15 protein-coding genes are annotated in these 15,278 nt (G+C 35.4%); 9 read left to right on the top strand and 6 right to left on the bottom strand.

The window, feature by feature from the left end:
• Window positions 1-29: 29 nt before the first annotated feature.
• Genes C6988_RS00550 through C6988_RS00540 form a run of 3 tightly spaced genes read right to left on the bottom strand, consistent with a single transcriptional unit; the run spans window position 30 to window position 2,883 of the window.
• Window positions 30-980: a vWA domain-containing protein gene (locus C6988_RS00550; protein WP_182132530.1), complete on the bottom strand. Its 951-nt coding sequence runs from the start codon at window positions 978-980 to the stop codon at window positions 30-32.
• Window positions 977-1,858: a DUF58 domain-containing protein gene (locus C6988_RS00545; RefSeq protein WP_182132528.1), complete on the bottom strand. Its 882-nt coding sequence runs from the start codon at window positions 1,856-1,858 to the stop codon at window positions 977-979. The genes C6988_RS00550 and C6988_RS00545 overlap by 4 nt, the downstream gene beginning before the upstream one ends.
• A 2-nt stretch (window positions 1,859-1,860) precedes the next feature.
• Window positions 1,861-2,883, bottom strand: coding sequence for an AAA family ATPase (locus tag C6988_RS00540; RefSeq protein WP_182132526.1), 1,023 nt, complete (start codon window positions 2,881-2,883; stop codon window positions 1,861-1,863).
• Between the two features lie 171 nt (window positions 2,884-3,054).
• On the opposite strand from C6988_RS00540, the gene C6988_RS00535 reads away from it, so the two are divergent.
• Complete coding sequence (locus C6988_RS00535) at window positions 3,055-4,401, top strand: hypothetical protein (protein ID WP_182132524.1); 1,347 nt, start codon at window positions 3,055-3,057, stop codon at window positions 4,399-4,401.
• Here C6988_RS00535 and C6988_RS00530 read toward each other — a convergent pair.
• A complete protein-coding gene (locus tag C6988_RS00530) occupies window positions 4,394-5,680 on the bottom strand; it encodes a hypothetical protein (protein ID WP_182132522.1) in 1,287 nt (428 codons plus the stop codon). The genes C6988_RS00535 and C6988_RS00530 overlap by 8 nt on opposite strands.
• A gap of 133 nt (window positions 5,681-5,813) precedes the next feature.
• Between C6988_RS00530 and C6988_RS00525 the strand changes: the two genes are divergently transcribed.
• The 5 genes from C6988_RS00525 to C6988_RS00505 all read left to right on the top strand — a co-directional run bounded on the left by C6988_RS00525 (window position 5,814) and on the right by C6988_RS00505 (window position 11,887).
• The gene (locus tag C6988_RS00525; protein ID WP_182132520.1) at window positions 5,814-7,796 is read left to right on the top strand and encodes a hypothetical protein; all 1,983 of its coding nucleotides are present in this window, start codon (window positions 5,814-5,816) and stop codon (window positions 7,794-7,796) included.
• Between the two features lie 39 nt (window positions 7,797-7,835).
• Complete coding sequence (locus tag C6988_RS00520; RefSeq protein ID WP_182132518.1) at window positions 7,836-9,713, top strand: cupredoxin domain-containing protein; 1,878 nt, start codon at window positions 7,836-7,838, stop codon at window positions 9,711-9,713.
• Window positions 9,714-9,781: 68 nt separating this feature from the next.
• Window positions 9,782-10,174 (top strand): hypothetical protein, encoded by a 393-nt coding sequence (locus tag C6988_RS00515; protein ID WP_182132516.1) that lies wholly within the window; start codon window positions 9,782-9,784, stop codon window positions 10,172-10,174.
• The gene (locus tag C6988_RS00510) at window positions 10,167-10,673 is read left to right on the top strand and encodes a winged helix-turn-helix transcriptional regulator (RefSeq protein ID WP_182132514.1); all 507 of its coding nucleotides are present in this window, start codon (window positions 10,167-10,169) and stop codon (window positions 10,671-10,673) included. The genes C6988_RS00515 and C6988_RS00510 overlap by 8 nt, the downstream gene beginning before the upstream one ends.
• Before the next feature lie 11 nt (window positions 10,674-10,684).
• Window positions 10,685-11,887, top strand: a complete 1,203-nt coding sequence (locus C6988_RS00505) for a peptidase (RefSeq protein WP_182132512.1) — start codon at window positions 10,685-10,687, stop codon at window positions 11,885-11,887.
• Between the two features lie 4 nt (window positions 11,888-11,891).
• Here the strand turns inward: C6988_RS00505 and C6988_RS00500 are convergent, their stop codons facing one another.
• The gene (locus tag C6988_RS00500; protein WP_182132510.1) at window positions 11,892-12,203 is read right to left on the bottom strand and encodes a hypothetical protein; all 312 of its coding nucleotides are present in this window, start codon (window positions 12,201-12,203) and stop codon (window positions 11,892-11,894) included.
• A 277-nt stretch (window positions 12,204-12,480) separates the two neighbouring features.
• Here C6988_RS00500 and C6988_RS00495 point away from each other — a divergent pair, with 277 nt between their 5' ends.
• On the top strand, window positions 12,481-12,849 hold the full coding sequence (locus C6988_RS00495; protein ID WP_182132508.1) for a DUF6659 family protein: 369 nt from the start codon (window positions 12,481-12,483) through the stop codon (window positions 12,847-12,849).
• Between the two features lie 195 nt (window positions 12,850-13,044).
• Here the strand turns inward: C6988_RS00495 and C6988_RS00490 are convergent, their stop codons facing one another.
• Complete coding sequence (locus C6988_RS00490; RefSeq protein ID WP_182132506.1) at window positions 13,045-13,764, bottom strand: ArsR/SmtB family transcription factor; 720 nt, start codon at window positions 13,762-13,764, stop codon at window positions 13,045-13,047.
• A gap of 93 nt (window positions 13,765-13,857) precedes the next feature.
• Between C6988_RS00490 and C6988_RS00485 the strand changes: the two genes are divergently transcribed.
• Together C6988_RS00485 and C6988_RS00480 are read left to right on the top strand one after the other, a co-directional pair.
• Window positions 13,858-14,637, top strand: a complete 780-nt coding sequence (locus C6988_RS00485) for an SIMPL domain-containing protein (RefSeq protein ID WP_182132504.1) — start codon at window positions 13,858-13,860, stop codon at window positions 14,635-14,637.
• Between the two features lie 139 nt (window positions 14,638-14,776).
• Complete coding sequence (locus C6988_RS00480) at window positions 14,777-15,160, top strand: hypothetical protein (RefSeq protein WP_182132502.1); 384 nt, start codon at window positions 14,777-14,779, stop codon at window positions 15,158-15,160.
• The last annotated feature ends 118 nt before the right edge of the window (window positions 15,161-15,278 follow it).

The raw sequence follows: 15,278 nt of genomic DNA, 5'->3' as shown, positions 1-15,278 counted from the left end.
CTTTTTATTTTTAGTTTCTAAGTAACACACTAAGCTGCAATTCTATATCTGCCGTAGATGATATAGACATCAGCCAAAAGTAAAGCCATAGCTGCACCAATAAACCACTGACTAATTGAAGACCACTCCATTTGATACTCCAAGTTTGAGCTAAGGAGTGTGAATATTTCCTTTAGGGTTTGCTCATCTACTGACTTGAAGTATTTTCCATTTGTCTCATCTGAAATTTTCTTCAGAGTCTGCTCGTCTAGCTCAACATATTGTGGCTCTCCATACACATCATTTCTTAGAAAAACTGACTCATCAGAACCTAGACCGATTGTGTGAATCTGAACATTGTTCATCTTTGCGTATTCTATAGCCTCATCAGGCGTGATAAAACCAGAATTATGAACGCCATCACTAAGCAGAATGACAATATTCTTCTTATCTGGAATCGATGATACCATATCAATACCCAAAGATACTCCATCTCCAAGTGCAGTTGCCCCCTGACTTTGTTGTATTGATGAAATGGCATCAATGGTTTTCTCCTTGACAGGTGTCATGTATGAGATTGTAGTTGCTCCTGATTCAAAAAGAACTATTCCAACATTGTCGTTTTGATTTAATTTTCCTACTAGGTTAGTGACTGCTCTTTTAGCTGCCTCCATTCTGGTTGGCTGGTAATCTTTTGCAGACATACTTTCAGAACCATCGATTACAATACTTAGATTAATTCCTTTTTCAACTGAAAATGATGGTATTTGAGGATTTGCCAGTGCAATGATTATCAAAGATACCACTATCAGCAATAACACAAATGGAAGATGTTTTCTAAGAATACTTTTTCCAGAAATTGATTTTTTTATTATATTCAATGAACTAAATTTTAGAATTGATTCTTTTTTACTAGAGTTGTATTTTGAATACAAGAAAAACAATCCTGGAATTATTACAAGTAACAATAATGCTGGCAAGAACTCAAACTGAATGTTCATTGTAAGTGTGACCTCATCTTGTTTCTAAAGTATCGGTTGAACGTAATGTCAAATGACTCCTCATTTGTTAAATTCAACATATCAATGCCTAACTTTCTTGCATCATACTGAATTTTTTTTAATGCATCATCAATTAGCTTTGCATATTGCTCTTGAAATTTCTTATCCGAAGTATTTACTAAAATTTGTTCTCCAGACTCGGCATCTTCAAAGTACGCATGTCCGATGTCTGGAATGACTCTCTCACGAATATCTGAAATGCTTACCAAGATTACTTGATGTTGTAATTTTAAGAGCTGCAACGGCTTTGAGAATGAATCAGACAAAAAATCAGAAATAATTATGACTACGCTACGTCTTCTTAATTTTTTGTAGAGATCTGAGATTGACTGAAAGATGTTAGTCTCCTTACTTGCAGGGCTGTGATCTAAAAGCTGCTGAAGCATTTGCAACATGTGTCTTTTTCCCTTCTTGGCTGGAACAAACTTTTCCAGGGAATTGGTAAAAATCCCTAATCCTACTCTGTCGTTATTTTTTAATGCAGAAAATATCAGGGAGGCAGTAATTTCAAAGGCAAGCTCTTTTTTGCTCTTCTCAAAGCCAAAATCGTTACTAGCAGACAAATCCACTATTACATAGACATTGAGCTCCTTTTCTTCAACAAATTCCTTGACAAAGAGGTTATCGTATCGAGCAGAAACATTCCAGTCTATTCTCCTGGCATCATCTCCCGGAATGTAACCACGCACTTCTGAGAACTCTATTCCTCCTCCACGAAATCGGGAGCGATACCCTCCTGACTCCATTCCTTCAACTAGGGTCTTTGTATTGATTTCAAGATTTTTTATCTTCTTTAGGAGCTCAGATAATTGAGTCATTGCTACGGCGTGGTAATCTTTTCCAAAACAAAGTCGATTATCTTATCTGTGTTGATTCCATTTGCTTCTGCTTCAAATGTCAGAACGACTCTGTGTCTGAGTACATCATGTGCAACTTCCTTAACATCTTCAGGAATTACAAATCCTCTTCCATTGAGTAATGCATTTGCCTTTGCAGCTCTCATTAACCAGATAGATGCTCTTGGCGATGCTCCAAACTCTATCATGCTAGCTAGATCAAGTTCATACTCTTTTGGATTCCTTGTTGCGTTTACTATGTCTGCAATGTATTCTGTAATTACTTTGTCAGCATAGATGCTTTCATTAAATTTCTGAATATCTATAATCTCTTCTGGTTGAATTAATGACTTGACTGAGACTTCACCACCGTTTGAATTTCTTTCAATTATTGATACTTCTTCTTCTTTTGAGGGGTATCCAATCAAAATCTTTAGTGCAAATCTATCTACTTGTGCTTCTGGAAGTTTGTATGTTCCTTCATTCTCTATTGGGTTTTGTGTTGCAAGAACTAGAAACGGTTTTGGTAGCTTGTATGTATCACCATGAATGCTTACTTGTCTTTCCTGCATTGCCTCTAACAATGCTGATTGAACCTTTGGTGGTGCACGATTAATCTCATCGGCTAAAACAAAATTATGAAAGATTGGTCCTTTCTGTGTTACAAAGTTTCCTGAAACATTTTTGTAAATTTTTGTTCCAAGTATGTCTGCAGGCAATAGATCTGGTGTAAACTGTATTCTGACATCTTCTACATTGAATATATCTGCCATTGTCTTTACCATGAGTGTTTTTGCTAAACCTGGTACGCTTTCAAGCAGTACATGACCATTTGAAATAACTGAAATGAGAATTTTTCTTATTACATCCTGTTGTCCAACTATTACCTTCTGGGACTCTTCTAGTACAGTGGATAATTTTTGAGCATATTCTTGTGATTTCTGATTTAGATTTTCAATGTCCTTGTTTGATATTTGAAAATCGGGTTCATACTCTCTTAGTGCCAATGATGTATTTTCTGGGTTTTTGAATTAATAGCAAAGTGGTTCATTCGAAGAATGTACCAATTTTCATTATAGTGGTTTTTTGTCTTTGAAATTTTGGAATTGACTATACGGGAATCATTTTTGTCCATTTTTCATGATTCACACGTGGGAACTTGATTTTAGTGATTTATCATGCAACAAATTATTCAATTCAAAAAATTACTACTTTGCCTGCTTTTACTACCATTGTTACTTTATGCAAATCCAATCTATGCAGAGCATCCTGATATCCAAATTGACTGGATGATAGAGGGACAGCTGGATTCTGGATTACAAACATCTTCTAATCAAATCATCTCAAATTATGAAAACATCATAGAGGAGCAAAAAAAAGAATCTGAAAAAGTATACTATGATAAATTTGTCACAGGAAATGGTTACAGCATTGGTGATCATGTGATTACTATAGAATCCGAAGAAGGCCAGATACTAAACAAAGTCTTAATTGATCAAAGAGACCTGAGTGACGAAAACTGGTTACACAAAATAAAATATCATGATAGATATTCGGATGGTTATGTTGAAGTTGCCGAAGCACTTTTAGATCCAGTAGGGGAACAACGTTACATTATTCGTGGAGTTGCATTTGATTATTATCCAAATTCTAACTTGGAATTATTTTTGCTTGAACGTGGTTATGATCTTGATGACCTGGAAGCAATTCCAAATGGGGTCTTCTCACCTGCTGCACTAGACAAGGCAAGAGAGATTATTGCAAACAGCCAAAAGTACGGTGGAGAGTTTGATCTAAATGAATTGTCACCTAACTACTTGAGATTAGATCAAAACCAAATGCGTGAACGCATGATTGAGGATCTAACTGCTCAGAGTCAGCAAATATTTGAAGAACTACTTACTGGTAAGAAACTTCAACCTGATGGTTCACTAAAAGAATTAGAGGTAATGGTTTCCACACCACAAGACTCTGATAGCAACATATTTGATAATCTCAAATTGGAAAGACCGCAATTTGAAAATACAAAGCATATCAGAGATGTGCTAAAAGAAAAACCAATCTTTGAGCTACAGCCACCAACATCAATTGATTACTATGTGATACTGATCATGATACCCGTAGTCGTTGCACTGATTGCATTAGGTTATTTAATGCACAAAAAACCTTGGATAAGAAAATTAGAGGCACCATTACTGCAAACCGTTTCAATTCCAGTTGATTACAAAAAGCAAACAGCAGTGATGCTTGGTGAGTCTATGTCGCTATTCAACGGTGGACTAAGAAAGGATGCATATGAAAAACTCAGTCAGGCAATAAGATACTACTATTGCAACAGATTAGGTATTACTTATGAAATGACTAGTATTGAGCTAATCTCAATTATTCGAAAATCCAACATTGCAGAATCTGGCACTGTAAAACAATGGTTAATGCATTGTGCTAGTGTGGAATTTGCAAAATTAGAGCCTAGTACAACTAGATTTAACGATATTACGTCAAACTTTGCCCATTTGATCAAGTAGGATTTTTTGAGTCCAATACAGATGCATCACAGGATAAAAATTGACCAGTCCACTTTGTGTATCCTATGAATTTCCTACTTTCAAATTCTTTTACATCATGAAGACTAACAGTGTTTTTTCCTACTGGTAAATTATTTCCATCAAAAAATGTAATCTGCAAATCAACGTTTTGTTTTTGCCTTTCATCATTGTTGTATTGTCCTGTAATCTTTACCAATCCAAAATCATCACGTTGGCATGAAAAATTCTTTATTCCATAAATCTTTGATTTTTCTGGCTCTGAATTGATTATTTTTTGAGTTTCATCAGATGAATTTTTTTGCAAGACATAATCTAATCTGTCATTTACTTTTTGATCTTTGTATTTACCAATCTTTTGTAGAATTTCCCCCATGAATCTTGTTGTAGGTTCACTTCTATCTAGTAGGAGATCCTTTTTGCTGTACTCATAATGTTCGTTATACTCATCATAAATCACAACTTGAATTACCATGCTATCATAAGTGCATGATGATACTGCGCCCTCATATGTATAACTAAAAAAACAATCCGAGTTGTCACTTGGTGATCCTACCATGTATGCTCTTGAAAAAACACTTCCTTCACTATCTTTTTCAAAAGAATTCCAATAATTTTCCAAATCCTTTTTGTTATTAAATTCTGTAATCTGCATCATCATTGATGGAACTTTGTATTTGTTGAATATTGGATCATGCATACGCTTAATGTCTTTTAGAATAATTTTCACAGAATCAACAACTCCTTCTTTTTCTTCAAATTCATATTCGGTTGAAACAAATCTCCAAATTGTACCTTGAGTGAATCTAGATATTTCCTCTTGGGTCAAGAGATATTTTTCTAGACTAGAGTCATGCGTATCTTCTTCTGAAAATATACTGATTTCAGGATTGTATTCCATAATTCCCATGTTTCTCAAATAATGAAGTGTTCGGAGAAACTGTTCATCAGTAATCTTTCCTTCAACCCACCATGCAGCTCTCTCTTTTGCCCAAGTAGGGATACTGTGATTGTCTTTTCCTACAAATACACCCGTCTTTTCATTGATTTCACTTTTTGGAACAAGCAAAACCGATGATTCATCTAAAGTAACTTCGGAAGGAATAATCTGACTATTTAGAACATTCTCAATCAAATCGATAAATTCTTGGTCAGAAATTTTTTCATTGACCCACAGTTCTATTACTTGTTTAATCCAATCTGGAAAAATTGATTCCTCTTCACCAAATACAGATGATGCAGGTGGAAAAACAATCAGCATGCTGAAAATAATTAAAAATAATTCATCATATGTCATAATTTTTTATTTTAAAAAAAAATTAATAGATAATTGGTACATTCTTCGAATGAACCATTCTACTTTTAATAAATTTTTTTTCTAAAAAAATAGTACAATGGTAAAGGCATTACAACTAATGGTATTTGTTCTAATGACAACTTTGGTGGTGTCTATTCCAGTGCAAAGCGCATTTTCTGAATCTGGATTTTCTAATACTAAAAAAGCAACTGGTGTAATCATAAAATTTTGCTCAAATCAGGCAATGACCATGCAGGAATGTGATGAAAAATACGAAGGATACACATGGACTGACAGAGTAAACGTCTTAATTTATGCACCTGGCTGGAATGAGGATGAACTCTTAATTGATCATATTGGTGAAGCATATGGAAGTAAACTAACCATTGCAACTAGAGATTACAAGGTAACAACTGCTGTCTTTTCAGAAACTGGTCCTGATACAGGACTCTTCTTTGGTGTTGTGAAACTTAATGGCCAACATTTTATCGTTCATAATGAAAATGGACAAACTGTAAAGGCACATGGTCACACATCATCCAATTACGGTGAAGACATATTTGATAATTGTAGGCCTTCTACTAGTGGCGGACATGGTCACGGATTCATTTTCCCACTGATAAAATTACATTCATTACTATTTACTGGATTACTTGATACTTTCCTACCTTCTGCCTATGCTCAACATATGATGCACAAACCAGCATGTTCTGATGATATTATTGGTAGTGCATATGATGTTGCAGCTAGACTTACAACAAACTTCCAAAACGGTGCTGTTACAGTATCATGGGAGGCTAATGATAACATCGTAGTTTCAAAGACTGCAACATGGACATGGAGAATGGGTGAGATATCATTTGACAAAGATACCTTTACCACTGATGAACCAGTTACGTTTACCTTACATGATGCAGATTTATGGGTGCATCATGCAGAATTCTTCACATATTGGATTCGCGCATGGTCTGAATCCGATGAAGCCGGAATTTACGTCCCAGTACAATTCATTCCAAATCATGATCACGGTTCACCCACTGCATATGAAGGAATCAGCGAACCATTATCAGAGCCAGCTGCATCATCACTTACAAAATACACTCCTGATGGAAAATGGAAGATCTACTTTTGGTGGGAACCAGGAGGAGTAATTGGTGTTGACCAAGATTACAATCTAAATCTAATGGTGCACACCGGCAAGACCGACATTCATCAACAGAAGCTAAGCTATGATATGGAAATTTACTTTAACGGCGAGCTCATCGAAACAAGAAATAATCGATACTTTGATGATGGACACGGCATTGAGCCAATCAGATTTGATGAACGTGGTTCTGTTAAAGTTGTAGTCAAGAACGTGTTTAATTCTGGTTTAGGTGAGGACTTTTCTTTCCAAGTTGCTCCTGAGGCTGTATTGCAACAAGTAGTTGGCAAACACAGTGCTTTCAAAAAGGCAGGACAAACACCAGAGTTTGAAGGTCGTGCACACGGACACTATATTGATGTCCTTAAAGGAGAATTTCGTGTTACTACGGATGACTCATCACAAAAATTAGACAGATTACGTGTATCTGATCAAGACACTATCTACATCGAGTATACTGACTTGACATTACCAAAACCATTCTCACGTCTAGATCAAGTGGATGTTACTTCCAAAGCAATAATCTATGATTTACCATACAGCAATGGAATAATCAATGGAAATGCAGACTTGACATCTCCATCTGAAGAATCCTCTATTACTCCTACTCAAGAAACAAAACCAAACAAAGTTCTAATTACTCCAGTCGCTACTGATATAATCATACCTGATTGGGTAAAGAAGAATGCAGCTTGGTGGGGCGATGTTAAAATTGATGACAAAGAGTTTGCAAGTGGAATCGAGTATCTAATTCAGCAACGAATAATCGAAATTCCAACATCAGAAGAAGTAACAGATGAAGAAGTAATCACTGAAACATCAATCCCTGATTGGGTACGAAACAATGCAGTATGGTGGTCAGAAGGTCAAATCTCTGATGTTGAGTTTACAAATGGAATCCAGTTTCTGATTTCATCTGGTTTAATCAAAGTCTAAACCTTTTTGTGAGCTTGAAATCATTCTAAATTGATAACTTTGAAAAATTACTTTCTTCTTGGAATTATTTCATTAATTCTGATAGCTGGAACCAGTGAGGTATATGGACATGGGTTGGGAAGTGTTGAGAGTGAATCAATAAAGATAGGAAATGACTATCTCAAAGTCAAAGTTGAAACTAATCCCGATGTACTAAAGGGAGATGAGGATGAGATCGATTTTTCTGTTACTACTATCAATGTAAACTCTATGAATTCTATCTCATCCATAGAGTATAACATAGAAATACATGATGGACAGTCAAATGACATAATTGCATCATTTGATGCATTCTCACCAGAACAACAATTACCAATAAAGATCATTCCAGATTCAAAGCTAAATTATTCTGGAGAAAAAACCCCTAACGGAAAATTGATTGGAACAAATGCAAATCCGCTTGTGATTAACGGCCCATTATTTCTAGAAGGAGGATTAGTAAACGTTAAAGTCACAATTCTCTCAATTAACGGAAAAACTATCTCTGGTAATGATAGAACTTTTGAAACTTTACTTACGATTGGTGAGTATATTCCATTCGAGATTGACATTAAAAATAAAAAATATCACCTAATGTTTGCCACATATTTTGATAAGATTGAAGAATTTTCCTTTGATGAGAAAAATAAAAAATTAACTGCACTCATGCCCTTTAATTGGGACAAAAAATTCATTGAAAAGATACCCTTTGTTCATGCAGAGTATTACATCCCAAAGTCAATTACTGAATTTAACAATCACGATATCTTGATGACTGTAAATGATATTTCGATTCTAGGAACAATAGATCGTTCAGGTGATGAAGAAATAGTAGTTCATTTTTTGATTCCTACTCAAAAATTACTCAAACTCTATGACCAAATCCCTGCAAATCAGCGTGACAGAATAGTCTTTGGAATTGAATCTGGGAATCCACGAGAAGTAGAAAAGAGCGATGCAATTCTAGAAGAAGGAGAAAAATCAATCAAACTATCATCTCAAGAAGACTGGAAGTTTCATTTTTGGTTGAATCCAAAGGGGAAAATCAATCCAAATAATGATGTTACATTGAACATTGAATTTCATGATCCTGTATCTAATGCATTGATACCACAGATATCATACGATCTAGATGTGTTACTAAATGGTAAAACTGTAAAATCTCAAACACAAAGAGAGACACCCGATGGCAAGGATTCCATTAAGGTAAATTTTGACACTACAGGTGCAGCTATAGTAAAAATTTCTAATGTAAACAATTTTGATACCTCTGGAGAATTTTCATTTAGGGTATCCGAAGCTAAAACTACTACAACAGGAGATCACGAAGTCTCAATCAGATCTGGATCCTCATCTCCTGGATGTGAAAGAAATGATTCATGTTATGAGCCAACATCATTAACAGTTCAACAAAATCAAATTGTAGTTTGGAAAAACAATGATAATGCTGCTCATACTGTAACATCCGGAATTCCGTCATCTGGACCTTCAGGTGTTTTTGATAGTGAAATCATCGCAAGCAAACAAAGTTTTTCATACAAGTTTTCATCTGCAGGTAGTTTTGATTATTTCTGTACATTACATCCTTGGATGATTGGAAGTGTTTCTGTAAAGAATGCATCAGATGATATCCCACAATGGGTTAAGAATAATGCTAAATGGTGGTCTGATGAACAAATCTCAGACAAAGACTTTGCAACTGGATTAGAATATTTGATAAATGAAAAAATTATCAACGTTCCTGCATCTGTTACTACACAAGAAAGCACTGAAACTACAATTCCTAGCTGGCTTCGAACAAACGCTAAATGGTGGTCTGATGGAACTTTGTCAAATTCTGAATTTTTGCAGGGGGTTGAATGGATGATAACAAACGGGATCATAAGGGTAGGAAGCTAGTCAATAAGCCAGATTTTTCGATATTTGAACCAGTTTTTTTAAATTCCTAGAAGAGTCATTGTAATTACTTGTTTAGGCCCAGTCAGATCTTAGAGAGAAAATCAACCCTGTTTAGTATTGTGGTTGCAGGAGTGGTAGGAATTCTTGCAGCACCTGTAATCTTGCCTCATATCTTTCATGGTTTCCATATTGCACACATTCTCTTGCACGTTGGCGGAATAACTTTGGCTACTTTTCTTACAATACTAAGTGTCATGGCATATGTCAGGCTTCACTCAAAAAGACTATTGATAACAATTTTTGCATTCTCCACTTTTATTGTGGCAGAAATAGTTACTTTGCTTGATGCAACATGGCCAAATGTGTATAACTTGGGTGATCTAGCTTTATTAGAGGTTGGCCACCTTTTAATGATAATGAGCTTGGGCTTGTTGGCTATGGGTGTATTTAGAAATGACTAATGAAAGAACCACACATTTGATTCAGGTTATAGAAAAAAACCCTGGAATAAAGTACAGAGAGATTATGCGTTTTACTGGTCTAAAAAACGGTGTACTGAGTCACTATTTGGACAAACTTGTAAAATCTGGACTAGTGCAGGTTGTTCGTGAACCAAGACAGACTAGATTCTATCCATTAGAAGTATCTGAAACAGATTCCAAGATTATCAAAAATCTAAGACGTACCACTACAAGAAAAATTATTCACAGCTTGATGATTAACAAAGAGGGTTTGTCATTTAATGAAATTGTAGATAAAGTAAACAAGGCACCATCTACGGTATCATTTTATGTATCACAGCTAGTTGATGAGGGAATCTTATCATTGTCATTACAGGATAGAAAGAAAATTTTTCTTATCAATGACAGGGAATCTGTAGATAAGCTTATCGAAGATTATCAGCCTGGACTATTAGATAAGCCTGCAACCGGACTGGAAGATATTATTAACGCGTTATAACAAATAACACTGTGACATCACTTTCAATCATTATCGTTTTTGTATTTGGCATATTCTTTTTTTCGCAATTTGCATATGCAGAGGTATTCATTCCTGAAAAAGAATATGTTGGTTATTTTGATAGTGATGGAATCTACACTGTTGTTGGGGCTATTAGAAACTGGGAATCATATCCTGTGATTCCAACAATATCTATTACAATTCTTGATGGTGATGAAATTATCAAAAGGGATTTTCCATATGTCAATATCATGCCATCAAAAGACTTGCCTTTCAAATTCAAATTTCCTGAGGTAAAAACAGCTAATCCTATCCTAAACGAGGCTGAAATTGATTTTATTGTAGGTTTCAATGAAGCCCCTGGGTTAGAAGTAATTTATGATAATACCCTTGTTGTGCATGATGATGGTCACGTAACAGGGAGAGTGATTAACACTAGTGAAAAAACAATTTCTGATGTAAAACTGCTTGCTGTAATTCATGGTAAAGGAAACGTTGTTCTAGATGTAGGACAAAATGCAGTACCGATAACAAATCTTGGGCCTGGTGAAATTGCTGAATTTGCCATGTATCCTGACCCATCTGTATCATCTCAAGTTTTGTACTACAGTTGCTTTGCTCCAGCTGATGATACAATAATTCCTGTATCCACAACTCGTAATGATGAGCGCTTCTTTTTCCGATATGACTCTGGTGCTTGGTATGCTTATGCAGAGTTTAACGATAAAGGAACAGAACTAACGATGAGAATGCAGAATAGCTACCCAATTGAGACATATGCAAATTTTGAGTTTCCAGTCTCATCTGTGGATGAAAAATTCGATGTTACACTAAATGGTGAGCAAGTTGAATTTCTACAAAGTATTGATGAGATGGGAAACTGGCATGTGGCATATACTGTTGAACCATACTCAAACGGAGTTTTAAAAATAAATGGGTTCAGTGAAAACTATGAGTTTGACAACACAGTTATCCCACTATGGGTAAAAGATAGAGCTGCTGCCTGGTCCTCTGGAATGATTGATGAAAAAAGTTTCATCAATGGTGTCGACTTTTTAATTGAAGAAGATTTCATTAACACAGAATCTGATCAAGATTTTAAAATTCCAAAATGGTTCAAAAATTCTGCAGGTTGGTGGTCGCAAGGATTAATCACTGATGAAGAGTTTACACAGTCTTTGGAATTTTTAATACAAAATAAAATTTTCAACTAGCTTTTCATTCTGTCTTTGAAAACTCTCTATACTCACCAATCACACCATTGCATTTTTCACATGCATAATGTCCTCTTTCTTTTAGAATCATTCCTTCTGCAACAGTCTCATTCGGATTCTCAAATTCAATTTTTGGTGAATTATCAAATTCAGCGTCACAATTCTTGCAAAAATATTTTGAAATTTTACTCTCTTCTATTCTTCCAAGCGGTGCCAAAAATAACTCTCCAACGCCTAGATCTGCCTTCTTTGCCTGAATCTCAGTTACATCAGCTATGACATAACCTCCGGAACCTTTGAGCTTTAATTGTGTCATGATGGAGGTTTTTTCTTTCTGGTTAAGTATCTTCTGGATAATTCATTTTTCTAGGAAGCAATTTCCATTTTTGGAAGATTTTGCTTAATTATTTGGAAATTATTTTAAAAATAAAATGCAAAAAACATGCCAGTTTTGTGGACAAAAGTATGATTTGGGTTATGATGAAAATTATTGCTCATCAGATTGCATGAAAGATGCATCAGAATAATTTATCTAATTCTTTTTCTTGATATTTTGAAAAATACTTTAATCTTAAAACGAATTTTCTTATACTGTGCTGTCTGCCGAAGAAGTAAAAAAATTAGATGAAGCATGTGATAAGCTTGTTGAACATCCAAAAGTAAGATTTGCAGGAGTCATAAATGATCGTGGAAATATGGTTGCAGGTGATATTAAGACTGGAATAAAGCTGTATGATACTGATGCCCGAAGAAAGATGCGATTTAACGAATTGGTTTTAGAGCATTCTATGAGAAAAGAGGATGATGAAATTTTGGGTTCAATTTCCTTTATTGCCTCAAAAAGAGAAAAGGTTCTCATGATCAGCATCCCAATGGGTGAGCACCTCATCATAATTTCAGCAGAGCCTGATAGTAGTGTTTCTGAGATTACTGGACTATGTGGAAAATTATTTGGATTGTAAATTGAAAAATAATTATTGAAAAAAGGAAAACTGAGATCTAAGTTTTATGATCTCGTTTATTTTTTCTTTGCTGCTGCTTTTTTCTTGGTTGCTGCTGCTTTTTTCTTTGCTGCCATTCTTTCCGTAAGCAAATTACTGGGATAAAACAGAGATGAATTAACTAAATTTCACAACAGATACCAAAAACTGGAAACATTATTTTCTACTTTTTATTCCGATCTCAATTGTCAGTCCGATAATTACAATGGATAGCACAACAATTACGGACCAAAAGATATCGATTACTGGTTCGCCTGTTGTTGGTGGTGCAGGAGCTGCTGGTGCCATTTTAGCACTTGCCATCTCGGTGCTCTCAATTGCCATCTCAGAGCCTGCAATTGCAGTCTCCTCCATGCCTCTTTGAGCCATCTCTGGTGCAGAAAACTGCATGGTTTCATCTGAAATTGTATCTACAGAAACAGTCTTTGTGCTCTGAATGAACTGAGATGAGAACCATGCTGCAACACAGGCAGCACCCAAAGTAGCTAACCTATGAATTCTATTAAATGAGTTAAACAATGACTTGCTTTTCTTTGCAGGATCCTTCATCTCTGTTGGCAAAATCACTATTGCAAGCTTGTCAATTGTGTAAAATTTCATGTCATGGGATTTTGTGTTTTTACCAACATTTGTAATCTTTACAACACCTGCCTCTTGCATTTTTTTAAGGTGGTAGATTGTTAGCGGTAAGGAGGAGCCTGTCTTTTGTGAAAGTTGATTTGCAGTCAATGAATCATTGAAGAGAAGTTTGAGAATTTGTCTGCTGGGATCAGAACTTAGTATCTCGCCTATGGCCTTTATCTTTTCATCCTCTGTGGTGAGAATCTCTACTTTGTCTGAAATAGACATTGTTTCGTCTTTTACTTCTGAGGCCATTAAACCAGTGGAAAACCCCGATGTCTTATTAAGGATTTTGATTAAATCGAACTTTAATCAAACCTTATCTTCAAAACTATCTACTCTTAATCGATGAAAAGCAAACAACTCATCGCAACAATAACTGCGGTACTTGTAATAGCTGTTACACTAAGCGTTGTATATCCAACAGAAGCTAGTGCACAGGAGGTTACTCCTTTTCCTTCACGTGAAAAGACAATCTCAGTTACTGGTACTGCAGCAACACAGGTAGAACCTGATCTACTTCACCTATCATTTGGAGTAGAGACTCAAGAAAAAACTGCCAAAGAAGCACTTGAAGCAAACTCTTCATTGATGAATGCTGTAGTTACTGCAATCAAGTCTGCAGGAATCTCAGAAGATGAAATTAGTACGTCATCTTTGAACATTTATCCTGTCTATGAGAGCTATCAAGAAAAGCTTACAGGTCATTACAAGCAAGAGTTGGTAGGCTACAAAGTATCAAACATACTAAATGTTGATACAAAAAAACTTGGATTAGCAGCAGATATCATTGATAGTGCTGTGTCATCCGGTGTCAACAGAGTTGATAGCGTATACTTTACTTTGTCTCCTGCAAAACATCTACAAGTAAAAGATGATCTTTTGGCAAAAGCAGTTCTAAATGCAAAATCAAAGGCAGAAAAGGCACTTTCACCACTTGAACACCACATCATTGGTGTAAAGTATGTGAGTCTCTCTGAATTTGGTATGCCTTCACCAATGCCAATGTATGCAGCATTTGACATGGCTGAAGGAATGGCAATGAAGTCTGCACCAACACCTGTGTTCTCTTCCGATCAAGATGTATCTACAACTGCAACAGTTGTATTCATTATCGGAAGCAACTAATTTTTTTATTATTTTTTGAATAATACTTCTGTCGGTGTACCACTATATAGAAAATTTTTTTTGAATATATTTTTTCTAGTGGTAATAGTTTCCATTTTTGGAAGCAATTCCTTAAATTAGCAAAAAAACTATCTACCATATGGCACAGCAGACAAAAAAACAACTAGTTCATGATTTAGATTTTGATTTGATCTTTGAGTGCTCTGATTCTATAAGATTTGTTGGAATATGTACAACTCATGGACAACTCTTGGATGCAAAATACAGAAATGGAATATCACCACTTCTTTCTGATTCTGGATTACAATTTTCAGTAATGAAGTCATCCATAAGACATGCCACACGTTTGGATCCAGAAGGAAATCTCGGAAAGCCAGAGTACTCTATCACATCATATGAAAATGTAAAAAGAGCAACCATTCCAATTGATTCTCACCTGCTACTTTTGGTCTCATTTGAGAAAAAGGCAGATGAGGGTGTTATTATGAAAAAGATACTGGAAATAATCAAATTTAGCTCATAGCTGTCCAAAAAGGGGTTGGTTTTTACTATTTAGTGCCATTACGGGCTTCATAATATATGAAAAATTCCTCTCTACTTAATGCAATTTTTTGAATATACAATACAATGGGGGATTGGGC

Origin of the sequence: Nitrosopumilus sp. b1 (assembly GCF_014078545.1) — an archaeon.
In the GTDB taxonomy this organism is placed as follows: Archaea; Thermoproteota; Nitrososphaeria; order Nitrososphaerales; family Nitrosopumilaceae; genus PXYB01.
This window is presented reverse-complemented; position numbering and strand designations above follow the sequence as displayed.